Source organism: Pseudomonas sp. LBUM1664, from assembly GCF_059695895.1.
The window spans coordinates 3,021,625-3,043,902 of the sequence record NZ_CP166791.1 but is presented as its reverse complement, the minus strand read 5'-3'; the positions used below and the strand labels follow the sequence as shown (position 1 = coordinate 3,043,902).

The window sequence follows — 22,278 nt, the reverse complement described above, 5'->3', positions numbered from 1 at the left end:
TATCGCGAGCAGGCTCGTTCCCACAGGGGATTTTTGTAGGCCCACAAAAATCGGTTTAATGCCATGAATAGTTCAACAACAACTGCCAAAGCGCCCATCGAGATCGCCAAGCCGGCTCGCAAGAGCCGCTTGGCGAACCCCGGCTGGTTCCTGGTCAGCCCTTCGGTGGCCTTGTTGCTGCTGTGGATGATCGTGCCGCTGGGCATGACCGTCTACTTCTCGATGATCCGCTATAACCTGCTCTACCCCGGTGAAAATGAGTTCGTGGGGCTGGAGAACTTCAGCTACTTCCTGACCGATTCGGGGTTCATGCCCGGTGCCACCAATACCCTGTTGCTGGTGGGCAGCGTGTTGCTGATCAGTATCGTGCTGGGGGTGTTGATCAGCGCGCTGCTGGAGGCCAGTGAGTTTTTCGGTCGCGGCATCGTACGGGTCATGCTCATCTCGCCATTTTTCATCATGCCCACCGTGGGCGCGTTGATCTGGAAGAACCTGATTTTTCACCCGGTCTCGGGGATCCTGGCTTCAGTGTGGAAACTGTTCGGCGCGCAGCCGGTGGACTGGCTGGCCCACTACCCGCTGCTGTCGATCATTATCATCGTGAGCTGGCAATGGCTGCCCTTCGCGATCCTGATCCTGATGACGGCCATGCAGTCCCTCGACCAGGAACAGAAAGAAGCCGCCCGCCTGGACGGCGCCGGCCCGATCGCGATTTTCTGGCACCTGACCCTGCCGCACCTGGCCCGCCCGATTGCCGTGGTGCTGATGATCGAGACGATATTCCTGCTGTCGGTATTCGCAGAGATCTTCACCACCACCAACGGTGGCCCCGGCTATGCCTCCACCAACCTCGCCTACCTGATCTACAACCAGGCGCTGGTGCAGTTCGACGTCGGAATGGCTTCGGCCGGTGGTCTGATTGCCGTGGTCATCGCCAACATCGCCGCCATCATCCTGGTCCGGATGATCGGCAAAAACCTCACCGACAAGAATTGAGGCCGCAGCCATGACCCTTCAACAATCCCGTCGCCTGCAAAGCCTGCTGTTGGGCACGCTGGCCTGGGCCATTGCGATCCTGATCTTCTTTCCGATTTTCTGGATGGTGCTGACCAGCTTCAAGACCGAAATCGATGCGTTCGCCACGCCGCCGCAGTTCATCTTCACGCCGACACTGGAGAACTACCTGCACATCAACGAGCGCAGCGACTACTTCAGCTTCGCCTGGAATTCGGTGGTGATTTCCTTCAGTGCCACCGCCCTTTGCCTGCTGATTGCAGTGCCAGCGGCCTACTCCATGGCGTTCTACGAAACCCAGCGCACCAAACGCACATTGCTGTGGATGCTCTCTACCAAAATGCTGCCGCCGGTGGGCGTGCTGATGCCGATCTACCTGCTGGCCAAGAGCTTTGGCCTGCTGGACACACGGACTGCACTGATCATTATCTACACGCTGATCAACCTGCCGATCGTGGTCTGGATGATTTACACCTACTTCAAGGACATCCCTCGCGACATCCTCGAAGCCGCGCGTCTGGATGGCGCCACGCTGTGGCAGGAAATGGTTCGCGTCCTGCTGCCAATCGCCAAGGGCGGCCTGGCGTCCACCGTGCTGCTGTCGTTGATCCTGTGCTGGAACGAAGCCTTCTGGTCGCTGAACCTGACCTCGTCCAAAGCCGCGCCACTGACGGCGTTGATCGCCTCCTACTCCAGCCCCGAGGGCCTGTTCTGGGCCAAGTTGTCCGCCGTCTCGACCCTGGCTTGCGCGCCGATCCTGATTTTTGGCTGGATCAGCCAGAAACAGCTGGTGCGCGGTTTGTCCTTCGGCGCCGTTAAATAACGCGCCTTACACAATAATCAGAAGTGGAGGCCCACCCTCATGGCCAACCTGAAAATCAAGAATCTGCAAAAAGGTTTCGAAGGCTTCTCCATCATCAAAGGCATCGATCTTGAAGTGAGCGACCGTGAGTTCGTGGTCTTCGTCGGCCCGTCGGGCTGCGGCAAGTCCACGCTGCTGCGGCTGATCGCCGGCCTGGAAGAGGTCAGCGACGGCACCATCGAACTGGATGGCCGGGACATCACCGAAGTCAGCCCGGCCAAGCGCGACTTGGCGATGGTGTTCCAGACCTATGCCCTCTACCCGCACATGAGCGTGCGCAAGAACATGTCCTTTGCCCTGGACCTGGCGGGCGTGCCCAAGGCCGAGGTGGAGAAAAAGGTCAATGAAGCGGCGCGCATCCTCGAACTGGGGCCGATGCTCGAGCGCAAGCCCAAGCAACTGTCCGGCGGCCAGCGCCAGCGTGTGGCGATCGGCCGGGCCATCGTACGCAACCCGAAAATCTTCCTGTTCGACGAACCGCTGTCCAACCTCGACGCCGCCCTGCGGGTGCAGATGCGCCTGGAACTGGCTCGGCTGCACAAGGAACTGCAGGCAACCATGATCTACGTGACCCACGACCAGGTCGAAGCCATGACCCTGGCCGACAAAGTAGTGGTACTCAACGGTGGGCGCATCGAGCAGGTCGGCTCGCCGCTGGACCTGTATCACCAACCGGCCAACCTGTTTGTCGCCGGGTTTCTCGGCACACCGAAAATGGGCTTTCTCAAGGGCAAGGTCACGCGGCTCGACAGCCAGGGCTGCGAGGTCCTGCTGGACGCTGGCACCCGTATCAGCCTGCCGCTGAGCGGTGCCAGCCTTAACGTCGGCGGCGACGTCACCCTGGGGATCCGTCCGGAACACTTGAACCTCGCACAACCGGGTGATTGCACGCTGCAAGTCACCGCCGATGTCAGCGAGCGACTGGGCAGCGATACGTTCTGCCACGTCGTGACCGCGTCCGGCGAAGCCTTGACCATGCGGGTTCGCGGCGATCTGGCGAGCCGTTTCGGTGAGCAACTGAACCTGCACCTGGATGCCGAACACTGCCACCTATTCGATGCCGAAGGCGTGGCGGTCACCCGTGCGCTGCGCGCCGCCGCCTGAATGCCGAGACTTGCGATGAAACTCAACCGACAGAACTTGCACAACCTCAACCCCGAGGTCACCCTGCCCGCCTATTCCTTGAGCGAGACTCGCCAGGGCATCGCCCACATCGGTGTCGGCGGCTTCCACCGGGCCCACCAGGCGTATTACACCGACGCGCTGATGAACACCGGCGCAGACCTGGACTGGGCCATCTGCGGCGTGGGCCTGCGGGCCGAAGATCGCCGCGCCCGGGATGACCTGGCCAGCCAGGACTACCTCTTCACCCTGTACGAACTGGGTGACACCGATGACACCGAAGTCCGGGTGATCGGCGCCATCGCCGACATGCTGCTGGCCGAAGACGGCGCCCAGGCGCTGATCGACAAACTGGCCGACCCGCAGATCCGCATCGTCTCGCTGACCATCACCGAAGGTGGCTATTGCATCGACGACAGCAATGGCGAGTTCATGGCCCACCTGCCGCAGATCCAGCACGACCTGGCTCATCCCGACGAACCGAAAACCGTATTCGGCTTCCTTTGTGCTGCCCTGGCCAAGCGACGTGCCGCCGGCACCCCGGCGTTTACCCTGATGTCCTGCGATAACCTGCCCCACAACGGCGCAGTGACGCGCAAGGCCCTGCTGGCCTTCGCCGCATTGTGCGACGCCGACCTAGGGCAATGGATCGACCGCAACGTGAGTTTCCCCAACGCCATGGTCGACCGCATCACCCCCATGACCAGCGTCGCCCATCGCCTGCAACTGCACGACGAACACGGTATCGATGACGCCTGGCCGGTGGTCTGCGAACCCTTCGTGCAATGGGTGCTGGAAGATAAATTCGTCAACGGTCGCCCAGCCTGGGAAAAGGTCGGCGTGCAGTTCACCGATGACGTTTCGCCCTATGAGGAGATGAAAATCAAGCTGCTCAACGGCAGTCATCTGGCGCTGACCTACCTGGGGTTCCTCAAGGGCTACCGTTTCGTTCACGAGACCATGAACGACCCGCTGTTCGTGCGTTACATTCGTGCCTACATGGACCTGGACGTGACCCCGCAGCTGGCCCCGGTGCCGGGCATCGACCTGACCGACTACAAGAACACCCTGGTGGAGCGCTTTTCCAACCAGGCCATCGCCGACCAGTTGGAACGCGTGTGTTCGGACGGCTCATCGAAGTTTCCGAAATTCACCGTGCCGACGATCAACCGTTTGATCGCCGACGGTGGCGAAACCCGGCGCGCCGCGTTGGTGGTGGCGGCCTGGGCCGTGTACTTGAAGGGCGTGGACGAAAATGATGTGAGCTACTCGATCCCGGACCCACGGGCGGCGTTCTGTCAGGCGCTGGTGGCTGACGATGCCCTGGTGACCCAGCGGATGCTGGAGGTCGAGGAAATTTTTGGCACGGCCATCCCCCGTTCGCCGGAGTTCGTGGCAGCATTCGAATGGTGCTGCAACAGCTTGCGTGAGCACGGAGTTACGCAGACGCTTGAGCGGGTGTTGGCTGACGCGACGTAGTAGTTGATCGTTCCCACGCTCTGCGTGGGAACGATCTGTCATGCGAGGATTTTTATGGCAAACCAACAACTGTTCCTGGGTATCGACTGCGGTACCCAAGGCACCAAGGCCCTGATCCTGGACGCCACCAGCGGTCAGGTCCTGGGCCTGGGCGCGGCTGCCCACACCATGATCAGCGGCCCCAACGGACGCCGCGAACAAGATACCGGGCAGTGGCTTGACGCGTTTACCCAGGCGACCCATCAGGCGATGGCTGCCGCCGGCGTCGATGGACAGGCCATTCTCGGCATCGGCGTCTCCGGGCAGCAACACGGTCTGGTGCTACTCGATGACCAGGGCCAGGTCCTGCGCCCGGCCAAGCTATGGTGCGATACCGAGACCACGCCGGAAAACGACCGGCTCCTGGCGCACTTGGGCGGTGAAAGCGGCTCCCTGGAACGCCTCGGCGTGGTCATTGCCCCCGGCTACACGGTTTCCAAACTGCTGTGGACCCGCGAACAACATCCGGATGTTTTCAACCGCATCGCCAGCATCCTGCTGCCCCACGACTTCCTCAACCATTGGCTCACCGGTCGCCATTGCAGCGAATACGGTGATGCCTCGGGCACCGGCTACTTCAACGTGCGCACCCGTCAATGGGATGTGCAGTTGCTGCAACACATCGACCCCAGCGACCGATTGCAATCGGCGCTGCCGGAACTGATCGACGCCCATCAACCGGTCGGTCGGATCCTCCCGGCCATTGCCGCGCGCCTGGGCATCAACCCCCACGCCGTGGTGGCCAGCGGTGGCGGGGACAACATGATGGGCGCCATCGGCACCGGTAATATCCAGCCCGGCGTGATTACCATGAGCCTTGGTTCCTCCGGCACGGTATACGCCTATGCCGCAGAGCCTACGGTCAGCCCAGAGGCGTCGGTGGCGACCTTCTGCTCATCCAGCGGTGGCTGGCTGCCGCTGATCTGCACCATGAACCTGACCAACGCCACCGGGGCGATACGCGAGCTGCTGGAACTGGACATCGACGCTTTCAACGCCCAGGTGGCCCAGGCCCCGATCGGCGCCGAGGGCGTTTGCATGTTGCCGTTTCTTAACGGTGAACGCGTCCCCGCCCTGCCCCATGCCACCGGCAGCCTGCTGGGCCTGACAGCCACCAACCTGACCCGGGCCAACCTGTGCCGCGCGGTGGTCGAAGGCACGACCTTCGGTTTGCGCTACGGCCTGGATCTGCTGCGGGCCAACGGGCTCCAGGCCCAGAGCATTCGCCTGATCGGCGGCGGCTCGAAGAGCCCGGTGTGGCGGCAGATCGTCGCCGATATCATGGACACCACCGTCATCTGCACCGAACAGAGCGAAGCCGCCGCCCTCGGCGCGGCTATTCAAGCAGCGTGGTGCCATTCAGGGGCGCAAGAGAACCTCGCCGAACTGTGCGAGCGCTGCGTCAAACTCGACCCGGCCAGCGAAACCCGGCCAGTTGCCGCACATGTCGCGGCGTCCCAGCAAGCTTATGAACATTATCGAAAACACGTCGCAACCCTTTGAGAGTGGGCAACTATGTATCTGGTGTGTGGTGAAGCTCTGTTTGATTTTTTCAGTGACAACGAGACTGGCGGCCCGGCCTCGCAGGTGAACTTCAAGGCCATCGCCGGCGGTTCGCCATTCAACGTGGCGGTGGGACTGCGTCGACTGGGGGTGGAGTCGGCGCTGTTTGCCGGGCTCTCCACCGACTACCTGGGGCGACGCTTACAGCAAGTGCTGCTGAATGAAGGCGTCAGCGCGCAGTACCTGCTGGACTTCGACGCGCCGACAACCCTGGCGATGGTTGCCGTCGGCGCCAACGGCTCGCCCCACTACAGTTTTCGCGGCGAAGGCTGTGCAGACCGACAATTGACCGCTGAGCATCTACCGGTCCTTGGCCCAGAGGTGCGCGGCTTGCATTTCGGGTCGTTTTCCCTGGTGGTGCAGCCGATAGCCGATACGCTGCTGGCCCTGGTGCAACGTGAGAGCGGCAAGCGCCTGATCAGCCTGGACCCGAACGTGCGGCTCAACCCGCAGCCGGACATTGAGCTGTGGCGCTCACGCATCGCAACGCTGGTGCAATATGCTGACCTGATCAAGGTCAGCGACGAAGACCTGAGCCTGCTCTATCCCCAGCTTGAGCCCCAATCTGTGATCGAAGGCTGGCTGGAGCATCGCTGCCAACTGGTGTTCCTGACCCGCGGCGGCCAGGGCGCTACGGTATTCAGTCGCCAATACGGCTCATGGTCGATGCCGGCCTGCCCGGTGAAGATTGCTGACACGGTGGGGGCAGGTGACACGTTCCAGGCCGCGCTGATTACCTGGCTCACTGAACAGCAACTGGATTCGGTCGAAGGCCTGCACACCCTGACCCGGGAACAGATCAACGCCATGCTCGACTTTGCCATGCATGCCGCATCCCTGACCTGTGGCAAGACTGGGCCGGACCTGCCCTACCGTCAGCAGTTGAACTGACAACGCTACGCAGACGCTGCCGAATGCGACCCCGCCTTCGGCAGTGCCTGGCCGCATGCAAAAGCCAAGCGTTTGGCTTTAACCCTCGTTTAATCCCGCGATCCGAGACTGTCCTGGACCGCGTATCCCCTTCTGAGGTCCCACGCGGCAGGCCCGATGTCTAGACATCGGGTCGATGTTTCTCTGCTGCGGAGTCCCGCCCATGAACATTCGTACATTAATGGCCGCTTCATCTCTGATGCTACTGGCCGGCATCACCGGCATGGCCCAGGCCGACAACGTCGGGCAGCCCACGCCTTATCGCTATGGCATGCCGCTGGAGATCAAAAAAGTGGTTTCAATGAAGGAGCCGTCAACACCTTATTGCGAGGTCGTGACTGCGCAGATGGAATACATCGACAAGACGGGGCAAACCCGTGATATCTCATACCGCAAGCTATCGGATGCCTGCAGCTATGGAAACTGAGTGCCGTCGGCACGTCAGAAAACTGGACGCCGAGTTCGGACGTTGACCGGACCCTGGCGTCAGACTTCCAAAGACAAAGCCGCCGTTAGCGCCCCGTCATCCGGTGGTGTTGCTGATGAAAATGGTTGCCGGCTTGGGGATTGTGGTCGAGCTCTGCGCGCAATTCGGCAATGAGGTCATTGATTGCCCGACAGCCTGTGAGCTTGTTGGCATCAATGTCGGTTTTGATCAAAGCCACACGATCGGTTGCGTGATCGTCGTAAATTTTGATCGTCATCAACAAATCAGGTGACAAGGTGCATTGCGAGCGCTTAGGCAGCAAGCTGCTTTCAATGATGTTGCGCATTTCGAGGGCAGATAAAAACATGGCGACTCTCTCCTGTTGAGGCGGCCAATTTAAGTTCACGACGGCGGTATTTTCGTCCGATTCTTCCATGCGGACTGGAACTATGAAAGCCATGCCGTTCGTTCGTTTTTTGGCGTTTATAATCAATGAGCCCGCGAAGCGAACTCCTGAATAATCCCGCAAAAAGTATGCCTGCATTGACGACATTCTGGATTGATACAAATCAATCGCTTAGCAGCGTCGCGCGCCGAACTGTTCGTGCAAAATGCAAGGAAACGGCGCTTTTTTCATGCAAACTGCAATCGCTTCAATCCTGTCGAAGCTAGAGTAGCCCCTATTTCAGCGGGGTGAGCGGGCACCCGTCGGCTGCTTCAAAAAAAGTGTGACGCGGGATGTAAATTCAAATGACCTCCAGCGCTGCACGCTCCGCCACGTAACGCAAACTGTCGAAATTGATGTTCGCACCGGAATCAATTGCCACCAGGGTCTGACCTCGTGCACCGGTGCGGGCTACGTACTGCTTGACGCCTGCCACCGCCAGGGCGCCCGACGGCTCGGTGATTGAGCGGGTGTCGTCATAGATGTCCTTGATCGCGGCGCACAGTTGGTCGTTGGTAACGGTCATCACTTCATCGACACAGAAGCGGCAGATGTCGAAGCCATGGGCACCGATCTGCGCCACGGCCACGCCATCGGCAAAGGTGCCCACATCCGGTAGGGTCACCCGTTCCCCAGCTGCCAGCGCCACCTGCAGGCAGGCAGAGTGTTGCGACTCGACACCGATGATGCGCACTTCCGGGCGCAGGTATTTGACGTAGGCCGCGATCCCCGCGATCAGCCCACCGCCGCCGACCGGGACAAAAATGGCGTCCAGGCTGCCTGGGTGCTGGCGCAGGATTTCCATGGCGACAGTGCCCTGTCCGGCGATCACGTCCGGATCATCGAAAGGCGAAACGAACTCCCGTCCGGTCTGCCGCGCCAGGTCCAGCGCGTATTCAAGGGCAAACGGAAAACTCTCCCCGTGCAGCACTGCTTCGGCGCCCCGGCTGCGCACGCCTAGCACCTTGAGTTGCGGGGTATTCAACGGCATGACGATGCTCGCCGAGATGCCCAGCTCCCGCGCAGCCAGCGCCACGCCTTGGGCATGATTGCCGGCCGACGCGGTGATGACGCCGCGGGCCCGCTGCTCTGGGGTCAATTGCACCAGTTTGTTGTAGGCGCCCCGGATTTTGAAAGAAAAGGTTGGTTGCAAATCTTCGCGCTTGAGCAGGATCCGGTTTCCCAAGGCTTCGGACAGCGCTGGGGCCGCTTGCAGCGGCGTGCGCACGGCCAGCTCATACACCGGCGCGGCCAGAATTTTTTTAACGTAGTGTTCCAGCAGGGCTTGCTCGGTGCGGGTAACGGTCATGGCGGTCTCCTGGTTTGGACGGAGCCCCGGAGACAGAAAGAAAAAACCCGCCTCTAGGGCGGGTTGGGTGCAGTCGTCAGCTAGCCCGCCAAATAAGGAATGGCGGTAATAATGCTTGGCTGGCTGCGCAGTACGGTGGAAGTCATGGTTGGAAATTAACCGGGGGTGGGTGGCAAGTCAATGGCAAGTTCCAGCCTTTGGCGCTGTGTTCGCGGTTTCGCTGCCCCCACCCAAACTCGCGCCACAAGCGCGACACGGCACATCATTTGAGCCCGACTTTGTACAGCGCCCCGTCGTCTTCATCCGTCAGCACATACAGGTAACCATCCGGCCCCTGGCGAACATCACGGATACGTTCCTGGAGTTCGCCGAGCAGGCGCTCTTCGTGAACGACCTTGTCGCCCTCAAATTGCAGACGGATCAGGTTCTTGGACACCAGCGCGCCGATGAACACGTTGCGTTGCCAGGCCTTGAAGCGATCACTGTCGTAGAACGCCATGCCGCTGAGCCCCGGTGAAACCTGCCAGACGTGTTGAGGGCCGAGGGCGCCTTCAACGGTTTTCCCCTGGGCTTCGGGAATCGGAGCGCCGGAGTAGTTGTCGCCATGAGTCGCCAGCGGCCAGCCGTAATTCTTGCCGCGCTCGATGATGTTCAGCTCATCGCCGCCCTTGGGCCCGTGTTCGTTCTCCCACAGCGTACCGTTCCATGGGTTGAGCGCGGCGCCCTGGGGGTTGCGAAGGCCGTAGGACCATATCTCGGGACGTACGTTTTTCTGGCCGACAAAGGGGTTGTCGTCCGGCACCTTGCCGTCGGGGTAAATGCGCACGACCTTGCCCTGCAGCTTGTCCAGATCCTGGGCCGTCGGCCGGTCGTTGTTTTCCCCCAGGGTAATGAACAGAAAGCCGTCCCGGTCGAAAACCAGACGTGATCCAAAGTGGTTACCCGTGGACAGCTTGGGCTGCTGGCGGAAAATCACAGTGAAATTCTTCAGGCTCTTCAGGTCTTCGGACAACTGCCCGCGGCCCACAGCGGTGCCGGCCTTGCCGTCTTCACCAGCCTCGGCATAGGACAGGTAAACCGTGCGGTCCTGCTTGAAGTCCGGCGACAGCACCACATCCAGCAAACCGCCCTGGCCCTTGGCCCACACCACCGGCACACCGCCCAACGGTGCGGATAATTGACCCTCGGCGCTCACCCGTCGCAAGTTGCCCGATCGCTCTGTCACCAGCATACCCTGCTGGTCAGGCAAGAACGCCACGGACCAGGGGTGTTCCAGCCCCTTGACCACGGTGGTCACCTCCAGAGTGCCCTCTTCGCTTTTCAATGGCTGGGTTTGCGCGGCAGAGGCCGGCGTGGCAAGGGTCAGAACAGCACTGGCGCAAAATGCGGCCAGGAGTGTTTTACGCAACATGCACACTTCCTTCTTTGGTGTGGAAAGAGACAGCCAGGGCTTTGCGCCTAGCGATTGCCGTTGTTTGTGTTCCTGGTCGGCGTGGTGGACTCGATGGTGGATCGTGGCGAGCGCGGAGGCTGCCCGGAGCGAGGGTAGCCATTGCCGATTCCGCCATTTTCCAGGGTCGGTCGACGGGGAGCAGGAACCGTCGGGTTGTTATGAGTCGTCGGCACGTTGGGCCGCGTACCCTGCATGCTGTTGGGATTGGTCCGGCGAGTCGGGCTGTTATAGGGGTTGTTGTTGTCTGGCTGACTCTGAGCGACGACCACAGGGCCACGGCTCGGGGTAGCGGCCTGAGCGGCTGCGGTCAGTATTAGCATCATGATGGCCAGTATCAGCCTGTTCATCCGGCACCTCTGTGCTTTACCCATATCGTCAAACATATCGAAAGCACGCTACGCCGCAGGTTCGCCATTGTTAAGCGAAATGTCCGCCCGAAGATGTAACCAGGCATCTCTAAAATGAGGCTTGCGTTAGGGCAATGGCCTTAGCCAGTCGGCGCGCCATGGAAACTTTCCCCAAAACCTGAAGGTCACCAGAGAGACATTCACCGGCAAGGAAATCCTCCACCATGGCACGGGCAATCTGGAAAGGCGCAATCAGTTTCGGACTGGTCCACATTCCTGTGGCACTGGTGTCGGCCACCTCATCCCAGGGCGTGGACTTCGACTGGCTGGACAAACGCAGCATGGACCCGGTGGGCTACAAGCGGGTCAACAAGGTCACTGGCAAGGAAGTGACCAAAGAGGACATCGTCAAAGGCGTCCAGTACCAGAAAGGCCAATACGTGGTGCTCAGCGAAGAGGAAATTCGCTCCGCCCACCCTAAATCCACCCAGACCATCGATATCTTTTCCTTTGTCGACAGCGAGAAGATCCCGCTGCAAAACATCGACACGCCCTACTTTCTTGCACCCGACAAACGCGGCGGCAAAGTCTACGCACTGCTGCGCGAAACCCTGATCAAGACCAACAAAGTGGCCCTGGCCCATGTGGTGCTGCACACCCGCCAGCACCTGGCGGCCCTCATGCCTCTGGAATCCGCGCTGGTGCTGGTGATGCTGCGCTGGCCAGCGGAAGTACGCGAGCTCGACATCCTGGAACTGGGCGACGAGGTCACTCATCCGACCCTCGCCAAGGGCGAACTGGAAATGGCCAAGCGCCTGGTGCAAGACATGAGCGCCGATTGGGAACCGCAAGACTACCGTGACAGTTTTGAAGACAAGATCATGGAATTGGTAGAGAAGAAGGCCAAAGAGGGCCGGCTCGAAGCGGTGGAAACCGACCCAGGCGAAGAACAGCGCAAGAGCGCCGACATCATCGACCTCACCGAACTGCTCAAGCGCAGCCTGGGCAGCAAAGGCAAAGCGCCGGACAAACCCACCGCCAAAACCGCTGCGCAACCTGCGAAGACCAGCAAGTCCGCTCCCGCTAAAAAAGCCACCAAGACCTCCCGGGGCTAACCCCCGGGCGCCTGCAATACAAAGGAAACTGTCATGGCCAAGGCCAAGAGTGAATCTGCCCGTGCGTCCGATGCACAGCCGGACGAAATAAAGGGCCGCCGCCACGTCCGGCGAGGCAAGACGGGCGATGAAAGCCGGCTGCCCGAACGTTTGGTGCCACAGTTGGCCACGCCAGTGGATCACGGCCAGGATGTGGGAGCAGTTGGACGCCCAGAAGCCCACGCAATGACGTTCAGATCCAGATGAAGATCGCCAGCAGGCCCCCGAAGAACGCCCATTTCTGGAGGTAATACAGCGTGCGGTTGCGTTTCTTCAACGCCTTGCCTTGCAGACGAATCTTGTAAAGCCTGGAAAACGCCCGGTTCAGGCCGCCTGTCCTGTCACTGGCGTCATTGGGTGCTCCGGCGGCGGCCATCACGGTGCGGCTGAACCAGCGGTTGAATGCGCCGGCCCAGCGGAATTTCATCGGCCGTTCCACGTCGCAAAATAGAATGATGCGGTTGTGTGGCGTGGTGTTCTCGGCGTAATGAATGAACGTCTCGTCGAACATAACCGCCTCGCCATCACGCCAATGGTAATGCTCGCCATCGACATTGATATAGCAGCCGGCATCGTTGGGCGTTTGCAGCCCCAGGTGATACCGATAGGAGCCGGCATACGGGTCGCGGTGACGAACCAGCTTCGAACCCGGCGGCAATTCAGCGAACATCGCCGCCTTGATCGAGCCGATGCCCTGCACCAGCTCGGTGGTGCGCGGGCAGAGCTTCATGGCCGAGGGGTGGCTGTCGCCGTACCACTTCAAGTAAAAGCGCTTCCAGCCGGTCTTGAAAAATGAGTTGAAGCCAACGTCATCGTACTGGTTGGAGCGCTTGATCTCCCCTGCCTCCAGCAGGCTCTGGCCCTCGGCACGGATCTCTTGCCAATGGGCCTGCAACGGGCTCAGGTCCGGGAAGTCCACCGGGCTCAGGAAAGGCTTGTTGGGAAGTTTGGAGCACAGGTAAAGCAGGCAATTGATCGGAGCGAGGAAGGACGAGTGGTCGCTTAACTGGCGTCCGAATTTATGTCGCACACGCCCGCGCAGGTGCACGTAGCCGATGGACAGGATATAGATCGCGGCAATGATGAGTTTCACAGAATCCGTCACAATCTGGAGTAAACGGGCTGCTCCCCCGGCCAGCCGAGCGGCAAGGGAGGTGGCGTCGAGTGAGATGGCATTTTAACCTCGGTTTGTAAGCGAAGGTTACCTCTTAGTTGTGAAAAACTGTCTTGCCCGGGCAATACCCTATCGTTATGCGTCCAGATCAGTACAGTCGCAGCCAAACTTCACGCGCCCTTCTTTGGCCGATACAGTCAATCAACCCTGCTGAGCTCATGCAAAACTTGCCAGGTCACTGTCACCCCGGAACGAGATGGCCTGGTCGTTCGCCTTCCTGAACCCCTCGCCTGATTTGAGGCAGGCGATCTGCGCCCTGGCTTGGGTGACTGCAAGCATTCAAGCGTTCTGGAGAGGCTCGCCAATGGCTATCAGGCCCCGCAGGTAAAGCACGAACATATTGCGTGCATAGTCCGGGTCGTTCTTACGCACGCCGTGGGAACCCTGGAGCGACAGGCTGTTGCCCACGCTCATCGCCGAGGCCGCAATATCTTCTGCAGGCGCGGGGGGGGCTTTGCCGGCCTTGCGGAAGATAGCCACGTACATCTCGGCAACATCCGCATGATGCTGCTCCATAAACCGGTAATAGCTCTTCCCGAACTCAGGGGCGCGGTCTGCGTGCAGCTGCAACTCCGCAGCAAGAAGCCCCCAATCTCCAGTTTGGTTGAAACGCTGGAAGCGCTCTGCAATTTTTTCCAACATGGACTCCACGTTGAGCGCCTCATCGACTAGCTGCCGCCAAGCACCGCTTTCGCGCACCAACATCTCGGTCATCAGCTCAAGCAGCAACTCCTCCTTGGTCGAGTAGTTCGCATAGAACGCCCCTCGCGAATAGCCGGCAGCCTCACATAGACCATCGATAGACGCCCCTTTCACACCCTGCCGGGCAAAAACGATTGCCGCCGCAAACCGCAGCCTGGCGCGGGTCTCCTGTCGCTTATCCTCACGCGTTGTAGATGCCATATGTAATATACACTCCTGAATGTGGATGAAATTCCATGTTACAAACGAAAATGCCTTGCAGGCGCCTCTACAGCAAGCTTGGCCACTGGCGCTGGAAGCGCCTTTCTTAAGCCTTACAGTGACGGGTGAGTTCTTTTTAAACGGCCGTTTCAATTATCCCCAAGCGTAGCTCAAGACAGCGCTTGCGAAATGCCCCGTTTATTTATATACATAACACCATGCGAATATATGAACGTCGCTCACAAGATAGAGACTGGGTCAAAGTCTCAAAAATCGTTCAGCGCTGTAGAAACAGACACGCAAACTAATAAGAAGAAGATCGACCATGAGCCTAACGCCTGTTGAACGCGCGCTCCCCGAGAGCCAAGCCGAGCTCGGAAAAATCGAGCACTGGCGCGCTAACGAATTCATTGACAGTGCTGCATCCAGCCGCGCCATGAAATCCACAGACGTCACTCACGTTGTGGGCGTGATAGTGCCTCAACTGAATGCGGCATGCAGATTCAGCCAGCAAGTTTCTGCGCCCACCTCTTCCTCACACCTCTTCCTCACACCTCTTCCTCACACCTCTTCACGACTACTTCCAGCCTGCTCCTGGCTGCCAACACTCGCCTGACGACCGCATGGTCAACCTGGCTTCATCTCTGCACCCAAGGCAATGAGTTTTTTGGCCGGGTCGTCTTCACCAATAAGACGTTGGGAGAGATGCGCTCCGCCTGAACACAAGGCGAGCAGTCTCTTTTTATCTGGAACCTGGTGCAAGCCTGGTTCATTCATCCCCCGGGCACATTTTCATCCCGAGGGTGGAGCAATACGTGACTGGGCCGGCACGCATCTTACGTCGAGATAACGAGGTAGCTGCTCTGGCAGCGGCACAACGGATCGTCCATTGAATTGAAGGATTGGGTCTGCGCGAGCGCGCGACAAATTCTTCCTAAGGAATACGCAGGGCAAGGATCGCCCAAAACGCTTTATCTGCAGTCGCTTGCACCGTCATAACAACAAAAAAAAGAGGATAACCAATGGGAAACCTATCCAGACATGCAGTATCAGACCTCGCCAAGCCGGCAGCCCTTGCCGGCCTGTGCCTGGCAATTGCGTGGGACAACCAGGCGATGGCCTTCAATATCGATAGCGGCAACGAAGACTTGAGCATGAGTCTCGACACAACCGTCCGTTACAATCAGGGCTGGCGTACCTCCAGCCGCGACAAGACGCTCGCTAGCGCTAACGGCGGTGCGTTTGACGAAGGTAACTACTTGTCCGATAAAGGCGACGTGATGCTTTCTCGCCTGGACCTATTCACCGAATTCGACCTGAACTGGCAGCAGCGCTTTGGCCTTCGTACCAGTGCTGCCGCTTGGTACGACCATAACTTTCCGGACGAGAGTCAAAGCGCGCCAGGCCTCGAGAGCAGCGCCAACTACCGCAATAACAACTACAACGGCTATGTGAAGCGCTATTACGCTGGCCCGTCTGCCGAATTTCGCGATTATTTTGTATGGGGCAACTTCGCGATAGGTTCGACCGACCTGAATCTCAAAGCAGGTAGTTTCGCCTGGTTGCCGGGTGAGTTTCTCCTGGGCAACGGCGGCAGCATTTCCTACTCAATGGCGCCAAACGATGGCCTTCTGAGCGACCTTAGTCCAGGCGCGTCAGCCAAGGAAACAGCGTTGCCCATAGGGCAAGTGGCAGCGACCTGGCAGGTCATTCCTGAACTGTCCTTCATGCTGCAGTACACCTATGACTACAAGGTTTCTCGTATCTCCGAAGGCGGTACTTATTACGCGGTCAACGACGGTGGCATTCAAGGGCCCGACTTCATGACATCCGGTTTTACCCGGGAAGACTCCAAAGAAGGCGACAACGGTGATGTTTCCCTGGGTGTGAAATGGTCCCCTGATTGGGCGCAAGACAGCTCTTTCGGTCTTTGGTATCGCAAGTTTGACGACAAGAATGCCAGTTGGGCCAACCAACTCGTTATCAACGGCACAAACCGTTACGCCCGGGCGGTCTACGCAAAAGACATCGAGCTTTATGGCCTGACCTGGAACGGTCTATACCAAAGCATCGGGCTGGGTGCGGAGATCAACTACCGCAAAAATATGCCCCTCAACTCCGCCAATGGCGCGGGTTTCTACCTCGGCGCCAACGGAGTAGAACCTGACATTGAAGGTGCTCGCGGTGACACCGTGCATGCGCTGGTGAGCGGTGCGTTCACTATCAACAAAAACCCACTGTTTGATAGCGGTTCCGTCGCCGTACAGCTTGACTACATGCACTTGGTCGACGTGACGAGCAACAAGCAATACTTCCTCGGCAGCAATGGGGTGGGTGGCAGCGGAACGTTGGGGAATCGTTGCGAGAACGACGCGCTCCTGGAGAACTGCTCAACCAAAAATGCTGCAAGCATCGGCGTCAACTTCACGCCCGTTTGGCAACAGGTGCTCCCGAGTATCGACCTTTCGTTTCCGATGTTCGTGACGTACGGCCTATACGGCAATGCTGCCGCAGCAAACGCCGGTATCACGCCAGAGGACTCGTATTTGCTGAAAGTCGGTCCACGCATGGAGTACTTCTACGATCGCTCCAAGCATCAGTTTGACTTGGCCTATACCCATAGAGACGGTCGACGCGGTTTTGTAGATCGCACCAACACTCAGGGGTATTCGGCGCTTGCCTACCTACATGACCGTGACACCGTGATTCTCACCTATCAAACGTCGTTCTGATTAGGAGACTTAAAGTATGTATCTGAGTTTTCAGCGAGTACTACTGGCAACAGCACTTCTAGCCAGTGGGATGACTCACGCAGCGGTCTCTTCTGAAGAAGCCAGCAAATTGGGTAAAACCCTGACGCCTTGGGGCGCAGTTGTCGCCGGCAACGCGGCCGGTACAATTCCCGCCTACACCGGCGGCCTGCCACCCGACACGCGGCCGGCAGGTTTCGTGGCGAACTCCGGTTATTGGGCCAACCCCTTCCCGGATGACAAGCCGCTGTACACCATTACCGCGAAAAACGTTGACCAGTACGCCGATCAGTTGTCTGAAGGCACCAAGGCCCTGCTCAAGCGCTTCCCGGACACCTACAACGTACCCGTCTACCAAAGCCGGCGCTCTGCCCGCTTTCCCGACTGGGTCAATAAAAACAGCCTGGCCAACGCCACTCGCTGCAAAAGCATCGAAGAGGGCTTAGCCGTTGAGGGCTGCTTCGGTGGTATCCCCTTTCCCATCCCGAAAACCGGTAATGAAGTGGTGTGGGATGCCATCCTCCATTACAAAGGCGAATCGCTGATTACCAGCGGTGAAGGCTGGTATGTGGACTCCAAGGGCAGCAAGGTACTCACCGCCGGTATCAGTAACCGCGGCGAGTCGCAGTACTACAACAAAGAACTGGACGTGGAAAAGTTCGCCTCGATCGGTACCTACCTGAACCAGCTGAACACCTACAACGCTCCTGCACGTAACGTGGGCGAAGGCAACTTGATGAAGTACTACGTCAACCCGGTGAAGAACCCGAACGCGGCCTGGACTTACTCACCCGGTCAACGCCGTGTACGTCGCTCGCCTGATGCGGCCTACGATTTCCCGATCGCTACTTCGGGCGGTGCTCAGCTGTACGACGAAATCTATATGTTCTCGGGCAAGATGGATCGTTACGACATCAAGTTCCTGGGTTCGAAGGAAATGATCATTCCGTACAACAACTACGACTGGACCAATGCCAAGGCAGAGGACCTGTTGATGGATAAACACCCCAACCCTGCCCTTACCCGCTGGGAACTGCACCGCGTAAATATCGTCGAGTTCAACCTCAAACCCGGCATGCGCCACGTGCAACCTAAACGTCGTCTCTACTACGACGAAGACATCAAAGCGGCCGGCATGGCGGACGCATGGGATGCCTCGGGAAAACTGGCCAAAGCAATCTTCTCGCCGTCGGTCCAGATGTATGACAAAGAGATCCCTCACTCCTCGTCCTACTGGATGTACGACTTTGCGACTGGCGTGTATTACCACTCCTCAATCGTCGGCAGCGGCAAAGGCCTGAAAGTAAACGACAAACTGCAACCGGACGCCTTCTACACCCCAGAGTCCCTGGCACGTCAATCCGCGCGATAAATACGTAATAAATCGGGTACGACGCATACCCGATTCGTTGCCTAGGTGAGTAAGGTGCGCTCGGCCGATACCGACGCATCTCGCACACCTGTTTTGGCTTTTACAAGATCCAAAGTGTCCACCAGGCATAGCGTCCAACGGGGATACGGAGAGCACTGATGAACGTTGTTCTGAAGCTGACTTTTAGCCTCGCCATGCTGAGCACGGCTTCTTATGCCGCTGCTTTTACTGATCCATTGGATCAACCTGCCCGAATTTCCGAGCGTGCCGCCACCTCCTCCCTTTACGGGCTCGCCAGAATAGGCGCAGACGAGATAGTGGCGGTCGGTCGACGGGGCCATATTCTGTACTCGCAAGATGGACAGTCTTTCACACAAAGCGCCACGCCCTTGAGCAGCGACTTGGTTGCCGTTTACTTAGCCACCACGCAACAAGGGTGGGCGGTAGGTCATGACGGCGTCATTCTGCACAGCACCGACGCGGGTCAAACCTGGCAACGCCAGCTCGATGGACGCCAGATCGGCGACCTGGCCGTTGCCCACTACGCCGCGCTGCCAGCCGGTGACGAAGCATTGGAGCGCGCCCGTGACGACGCCCGGTACCTGCAAAAAGAAGGGCCGACCAAGCCGTTGTTGGATGTCTTCTTCAACACCCCTCAAGAAGGCTGGGCCATTGGTGCCTACAACTTGATTCTGTATACCTGCGACGGCGGCAAAACCTGGTCGCCCTGGATGGAGCGGATGGAGAACCCCAGTAGCTATTCGCTCCATGCCATTGGAAAAATTGGCGATGACATTTTCATCGTCGGCGAGCTGGGATTGCTGCTCCGACTTGATCCGGCGCAACAGCGGTTCATCAAAGTGGAAAGCCCTTACGAAGGCTCTTTCTTTGGCCTAACCGGTCGCAGTGGCCTGCTGGTGGTATTCGGGCTGCGCGGCAATGCATGGCTTAGCCGCGACCGTGGCACCCGCTGGGAACAGCTTAAAACGGGGACAACCAGCAGCATCAACGGCGGCACCCTACTCCCGAACGGCCGGATCGTTCTGGTGAGTGCGGGTGGCGAGTTGCTCGTCAGCGACCAGCAAGGCGAAAACCTGCAAAGCCTCCCGCGCCAAGGCCGCACACCGTTGTATGGCGTCGCCGCTACTGCGCGCGGCGTGTTCGTCGTCGGCGCCAAAGGCATCGAGCGCGTTCAAATAAAATAAACAAGCTCGCTTCACACAAGCTAGCGAACGCGAAACGCGTTTAACCATCGGAGAACCCACGATGGCAACTGATTTGAGTCAGGCCAACAACCGCTATCCTGTGATCAAAGATCGCAAGGATTTTGACGAAACCTCAGGCAATAAAGTTGAGCGCCTGATCTTCAACCATCGCCTGCTGATCATTGCGGTCATTGCGCTGACGTCCATCTTTTTGACCTGGCAAGCCACGCACATTGTCGTAAATGCCAATTTTGATCGGATGATTCCCAGCTCTCATCCCTACATCAAAAACTTTCTTGACAATCGAAACGAACTGAGTGGATTAGGCAACAGCCTGCGCATCGTGGTCGAGAACACTGAGGGGGATATTTTCACCCCCCACTACCTCGATACGCTCCGTAACGTAAACGACGAACTGTTCCTCATCCCCGGCGTTGATCGGCCCTGGATGAAGTCCTTGTGGACGCCGCTGCTGCGCTGGACCGAAGTTACCGAGGACGGCATGCGTGGCGGCCCGGTGATGCCGGATCGATTCGATGGCTCTCCTGACAAAGTTGACGAGCTGCGGCAAAACCTCGCTCGCTCTGGCGCTGCTGGCCGCATCGTGGCCAATGACTACAAATCGAGCATGATCAGCGTGCCCCTGCTCGACCGCTACGCCGACACCGGCGAACCGATCGACTACAAAGCACTGTCGCAGGTACTGGAAGAAAAGGTGCGCAGCAAAGAAGGCAACGGCATCCGCATCCATATCGTCGGCTTCGCCAAGCTGGTGGGCGATCTGATCGACGGGCTCGGCCAGATTCTGATGTTTTTTGCCCTCTCCGCCGTGATCGCTACACTGTTCGTCTACGCCTATACCCGCTGCTTGCGCAGTACCGTCATGCTGGTGGCCGTCTCAGTGTTGGGCGTCATTTGGCTGCTGGGGCTGATGCACCTGGCCGGTTTCGAGCTAGACCCGTACTCAGTCCTAGTGCCCTTCCTGATCTTCGCCATCGGCCTGTCCCATGGCGCGCAAAAAATGAACGGCATCATGCAGGACGTTGGCCGAGGCACTCATAAGTACGTTGCCGCCCGCTATACCTTCCGCCGTCTGTTTATGGCCGGTTTGACCGCCCTGCTCGCCAACGTAGTTGGTTTCGCCGTATTGATCATCGTCGACATTCCCGTCATTCGTGACCTGGCACTGGCAACCAGCATTGGCGTTTCCGTACTGATCTTCACCAAGCTGATCCTGATTCCCGTATTGCTCTCCTATACCGGCGTCAGCGAGAAAGCAGCACTGCGCTCACTGCAGGAACAAGAAGGACAGGCCGGCATTACCACACCACTGTGGACTGCCCTAAGTCGTTTTACCGAACCACGCTGGGCCTTATCGGCAATCGGCGTCGCCGTCCTTATAAGCGCGGCCGCGCTGTGGGTACGAACCGGTCTGCAGATTGGTGACTTGAGCGCCGGCGCTCCTGAGCTACGCCAAGACTCTCGTTACAACCAGGACGTGGCGTTCGTGACCAAGAACTATGGGCTGTCCAACGACCAGTTCGCGGTCATCGTGAAAACCCCGCCGAATGTCTGCGACAAATACCCCGTGCTGGTAGAGGCAGACCGCTTGGGTTGGGAGCTTAGCCACCTTCAAGGTGTACAGGGCGTAGAGTCCTTCGCGACCCTGACGCAGCGCGCAGTAAGCGGCACCTACGAAGGCTACTTCAAGTGGGATTCCATCATTCGCGACCCGCGCTCTCTGGGCTCCGCAGCCTCGCTGGTGTTGGTCAACAACCCCGACTCACTCAACCCGAAATGCTCGGTATTTCCGATCATGGTTTACCTGAGCGACCACAAGGCCGACACCCTGACCCGCGTGCTGGATTCAGTCGAAAAATTCGCTGCCGAACACTCCACAGCGGACCTGCAATTCCTGCCTGCCGCCGGCAGCGCCGGGATTGAAGCGGTAACCAACATTGTGGTGAAAGAATCGTTCTACAAAATGCACGCGGTGCTCTACGCCGCCGTCATCCTGCTCTGCTTCGCCACCTTCCGCAGCTGGCGAGCGGTGTTGGTTGCCCTGATTCCACTGGTCATCACCTCGATCCTCTGTGAGGCACTGATGGTCTGGCTGGGAATAGGCGTAAAGGTTTCCACCTTGCCTGTTATCGCCCTTGGCGTTGGTGTGGGGGTCGACTACGCGCTCTACCTGCTCTCGGTACAGCTCGTAGTGCAACGGCACGGAGCAACGCTAAAAGAGGCATATGCCATCTCGCTGCAGTTCACAGGGAAAGTAGTGGCCTTGGTCGGCCTGACGATGGCAGCAGGCGTAATCACCTGGGCGTGGTCACCCATCAAGTTCCAGGCCGACATGGGGATTCTGCTGGCGTTTATGTTCCTCTGGAACATGGTTGGCGCGCTGGTGCTTATCCCGGCGTTGTCCTGCTTTATGCTGCAAAGCCGTGAGCAGCGTAAGCAGGCAAGTGAGTTGGCCAAAGCCGAAGCCAGGACCGAAATGCAGCACGCCCATGTGCAGAAGAAGGCTGCACATTCACAAACTGCGTAAGCGGGTATGGACCAAGACTAAATAGACCTCCGCTACATGCGAAGGCCTTCGGCTTGACAGAGCCAGGCCCACCTATCCCTGAAAGAAAGTAGCCGACTTCAGCGAAGAACATGCCTCTGAGAAAGCCGATCATACGCAAATAAAAGCCCGCGAGAGCGGGCGTTTCTTTAGTTTTAAGCGCT

At 58.7% G+C, this 22,278-nt stretch carries 19 protein-coding genes; 13 read left to right on the top strand and 6 right to left on the bottom strand.

Features of this window, described 5'->3' with window-relative positions; all coding sequences use genetic code 11:
* Positions 1-63: 63 nt before the first annotated feature.
* The 7 genes from ACA047_RS14195 (at position 64) to ACA047_RS14165 (ending at position 7,436) form a co-directional block, all read left to right on the top strand.
* Positions 64-996 carry a carbohydrate ABC transporter permease gene (locus ACA047_RS14195; RefSeq protein WP_497359975.1) on the top strand — a complete coding sequence of 311 codons (933 nt, stop codon included), beginning with the start codon at positions 64-66 and terminating at the stop codon, positions 994-996.
* 10 nt (positions 997-1,006) lie between these two features.
* On the top strand, positions 1,007-1,837 hold the full coding sequence (locus tag ACA047_RS14190; protein WP_497359973.1) for a carbohydrate ABC transporter permease: 831 nt from the start codon (positions 1,007-1,009) through the stop codon (positions 1,835-1,837).
* A gap of 39 nt (positions 1,838-1,876) precedes the next feature.
* A complete protein-coding gene (locus tag ACA047_RS14185) occupies positions 1,877-2,980 on the top strand; it encodes an ABC transporter ATP-binding protein (RefSeq protein ID WP_497359971.1) in 1,104 nt (367 codons plus the stop codon).
* A 15-nt stretch (positions 2,981-2,995) separates the two neighbouring features.
* Positions 2,996-4,477 carry a mannitol dehydrogenase family protein gene (locus ACA047_RS14180; protein WP_497359969.1) on the top strand — a complete coding sequence of 494 codons (1,482 nt, stop codon included), beginning with the start codon at positions 2,996-2,998 and terminating at the stop codon, positions 4,475-4,477.
* Between the two features lie 54 nt (positions 4,478-4,531).
* A complete protein-coding gene (gene xylB, locus ACA047_RS14175; RefSeq protein WP_497359967.1) occupies positions 4,532-6,019 on the top strand; it encodes a xylulokinase in 1,488 nt (495 codons plus the stop codon).
* Positions 6,020-6,031: 12 nt separating this feature from the next.
* A complete protein-coding gene (locus ACA047_RS14170) occupies positions 6,032-6,970 on the top strand; it encodes a carbohydrate kinase family protein (protein ID WP_497359965.1) in 939 nt (312 codons plus the stop codon).
* Positions 6,971-7,172: 202 nt separating this feature from the next.
* Positions 7,173-7,436 carry a DUF2790 domain-containing protein gene (locus ACA047_RS14165; protein ID WP_497359963.1) on the top strand — a complete coding sequence of 88 codons (264 nt, stop codon included), beginning with the start codon at positions 7,173-7,175 and terminating at the stop codon, positions 7,434-7,436.
* Positions 7,437-7,521: 85 nt separating this feature from the next.
* Here ACA047_RS14165 and ACA047_RS14160 read toward each other — a convergent pair whose 3' ends face one another.
* From ACA047_RS14160 to ACA047_RS14145, 4 genes are all read right to left on the bottom strand, one after another.
* Positions 7,522-7,803 (bottom strand): DUF1652 domain-containing protein, encoded by a 282-nt coding sequence (locus tag ACA047_RS14160; protein WP_497360350.1) that lies wholly within the window; start codon positions 7,801-7,803, stop codon positions 7,522-7,524.
* A 379-nt stretch (positions 7,804-8,182) separates the two neighbouring features.
* Positions 8,183-9,190 carry a threonine ammonia-lyase, biosynthetic gene (gene ilvA / locus ACA047_RS14155; protein ID WP_497359961.1) on the bottom strand — a complete coding sequence of 336 codons (1,008 nt, stop codon included), beginning with the start codon at positions 9,188-9,190 and terminating at the stop codon, positions 8,183-8,185.
* A gap of 262 nt (positions 9,191-9,452) precedes the next feature.
* On the bottom strand, positions 9,453-10,601 hold the full coding sequence (locus tag ACA047_RS14150; protein WP_497359959.1) for a PQQ-dependent sugar dehydrogenase: 1,149 nt from the start codon (positions 10,599-10,601) through the stop codon (positions 9,453-9,455).
* A gap of 47 nt (positions 10,602-10,648) precedes the next feature.
* The gene (locus tag ACA047_RS14145; protein WP_497359957.1) at positions 10,649-10,990 is read right to left on the bottom strand and encodes a hypothetical protein; all 342 of its coding nucleotides are present in this window, start codon (positions 10,988-10,990) and stop codon (positions 10,649-10,651) included.
* Between the two features lie 224 nt (positions 10,991-11,214).
* Here ACA047_RS14145 and ku point away from each other — a divergent pair, with 224 nt between their 5' ends.
* Both ku and ACA047_RS14135 read left to right on the top strand, forming a co-directional pair.
* Complete coding sequence (gene ku, locus ACA047_RS14140) at positions 11,215-12,105, top strand: non-homologous end joining protein Ku (protein ID WP_497359955.1); 891 nt, start codon at positions 11,215-11,217, stop codon at positions 12,103-12,105.
* Positions 12,106-12,138: 33 nt separating this feature from the next.
* A complete protein-coding gene (locus ACA047_RS14135) occupies positions 12,139-12,351 on the top strand; it encodes a hypothetical protein (RefSeq protein WP_497359953.1) in 213 nt (70 codons plus the stop codon).
* Here the strand turns inward: ACA047_RS14135 and lpxO are convergent.
* Both lpxO and ACA047_RS14125 read right to left on the bottom strand, forming a co-directional pair.
* The gene (gene lpxO / locus ACA047_RS14130; protein WP_497359951.1) at positions 12,338-13,237 is read right to left on the bottom strand and encodes a lipid A hydroxylase LpxO; all 900 of its coding nucleotides are present in this window, start codon (positions 13,235-13,237) and stop codon (positions 12,338-12,340) included. The genes ACA047_RS14135 and lpxO overlap by 14 nt on opposite strands.
* Before the next feature lie 360 nt (positions 13,238-13,597).
* Complete coding sequence (locus ACA047_RS14125; protein ID WP_497359949.1) at positions 13,598-14,221, bottom strand: TetR/AcrR family transcriptional regulator; 624 nt, start codon at positions 14,219-14,221, stop codon at positions 13,598-13,600.
* Between the two features lie 1,022 nt (positions 14,222-15,243).
* Here ACA047_RS14125 and ACA047_RS14120 point away from each other — a divergent pair.
* The 4 genes from ACA047_RS14120 to ACA047_RS14105 all read left to right on the top strand — a co-directional run bounded on the left by ACA047_RS14120 (position 15,244) and on the right by ACA047_RS14105 (position 22,096).
* Entirely contained in the window at positions 15,244-16,953 is a 1,710-nt protein-coding gene (locus ACA047_RS14120) for a DUF1302 domain-containing protein (RefSeq protein ID WP_497359947.1), read from the top strand.
* Positions 16,954-16,969: 16 nt separating this feature from the next.
* Positions 16,970-18,343: a DUF1329 domain-containing protein gene (locus ACA047_RS14115; protein ID WP_497359945.1), complete on the top strand. Its 1,374-nt coding sequence runs from the start codon at positions 16,970-16,972 to the stop codon at positions 18,341-18,343.
* Positions 18,344-18,501: 158 nt separating this feature from the next.
* Positions 18,502-19,548, top strand: a complete 1,047-nt coding sequence (locus ACA047_RS14110) for a YCF48-related protein (protein ID WP_497359943.1) — start codon at positions 18,502-18,504, stop codon at positions 19,546-19,548.
* Positions 19,549-19,609: 61 nt separating this feature from the next.
* Positions 19,610-22,096 carry an efflux RND transporter permease subunit gene (locus ACA047_RS14105; RefSeq protein WP_497359941.1) on the top strand — a complete coding sequence of 829 codons (2,487 nt, stop codon included), beginning with the start codon at positions 19,610-19,612 and terminating at the stop codon, positions 22,094-22,096.
* Positions 22,097-22,278: the final 182 nt, after the last annotated feature.

What these genes read in the sequence shown, in the direction of transcription:
- ACA047_RS14135 (WP_497359953.1), top strand. Translation starts at nt 12,139, where the DNA reads ATGGCCAAGGCCAAGAGTGAATCTGCCCGTGCGTCCGATGCACAGCCG.
- ACA047_RS14185 (WP_497359971.1), top strand. Translation starts at nt 1,877, where the DNA reads ATGGCCAACCTGAAAATCAAGAATCTGCAAAAAGGTTTCGAAGGCTTC.
- ACA047_RS14190 (WP_497359973.1), top strand. Translation starts at nt 1,007, where the DNA reads ATGACCCTTCAACAATCCCGTCGCCTGCAAAGCCTGCTGTTGGGCACG.
- ilvA (WP_497359961.1), bottom strand. Translation starts at nt 9,190, where the DNA reads ATGACCGTTACCCGCACCGAGCAAGCCCTGCTGGAACACTACGTTAAA.
- ku (WP_497359955.1), top strand. Translation starts at nt 11,215, where the DNA reads ATGGCACGGGCAATCTGGAAAGGCGCAATCAGTTTCGGACTGGTCCAC.
- ACA047_RS14160 (WP_497360350.1), bottom strand. Translation starts at nt 7,803, where the DNA reads ATGTTTTTATCTGCCCTCGAAATGCGCAACATCATTGAAAGCAGCTTG.
- ACA047_RS14165 (WP_497359963.1), top strand. Translation starts at nt 7,173, where the DNA reads ATGAACATTCGTACATTAATGGCCGCTTCATCTCTGATGCTACTGGCC.
- ACA047_RS14195 (WP_497359975.1), top strand. Translation starts at nt 64, where the DNA reads ATGAATAGTTCAACAACAACTGCCAAAGCGCCCATCGAGATCGCCAAG.
- ACA047_RS14150 (WP_497359959.1), bottom strand. Translation starts at nt 10,601, where the DNA reads ATGTTGCGTAAAACACTCCTGGCCGCATTTTGCGCCAGTGCTGTTCTG.
- ACA047_RS14115 (WP_497359945.1), top strand. Translation starts at nt 16,970, where the DNA reads ATGTATCTGAGTTTTCAGCGAGTACTACTGGCAACAGCACTTCTAGCC.
- ACA047_RS14170 (WP_497359965.1), top strand. Translation starts at nt 6,032, where the DNA reads ATGTATCTGGTGTGTGGTGAAGCTCTGTTTGATTTTTTCAGTGACAAC.
- ACA047_RS14120 (WP_497359947.1), top strand. Translation starts at nt 15,244, where the DNA reads ATGGGAAACCTATCCAGACATGCAGTATCAGACCTCGCCAAGCCGGCA.
- ACA047_RS14145 (WP_497359957.1), bottom strand. Translation starts at nt 10,990, where the DNA reads ATGAACAGGCTGATACTGGCCATCATGATGCTAATACTGACCGCAGCC.
- ACA047_RS14180 (WP_497359969.1), top strand. Translation starts at nt 2,996, where the DNA reads ATGAAACTCAACCGACAGAACTTGCACAACCTCAACCCCGAGGTCACC.
- ACA047_RS14125 (WP_497359949.1), bottom strand. Translation starts at nt 14,221, where the DNA reads ATGGCATCTACAACGCGTGAGGATAAGCGACAGGAGACCCGCGCCAGG.
- ACA047_RS14105 (WP_497359941.1), top strand. Translation starts at nt 19,610, where the DNA reads ATGGCAACTGATTTGAGTCAGGCCAACAACCGCTATCCTGTGATCAAA.
- ACA047_RS14110 (WP_497359943.1), top strand. Translation starts at nt 18,502, where the DNA reads ATGAACGTTGTTCTGAAGCTGACTTTTAGCCTCGCCATGCTGAGCACG.
- xylB (WP_497359967.1), top strand. Translation starts at nt 4,532, where the DNA reads ATGGCAAACCAACAACTGTTCCTGGGTATCGACTGCGGTACCCAAGGC.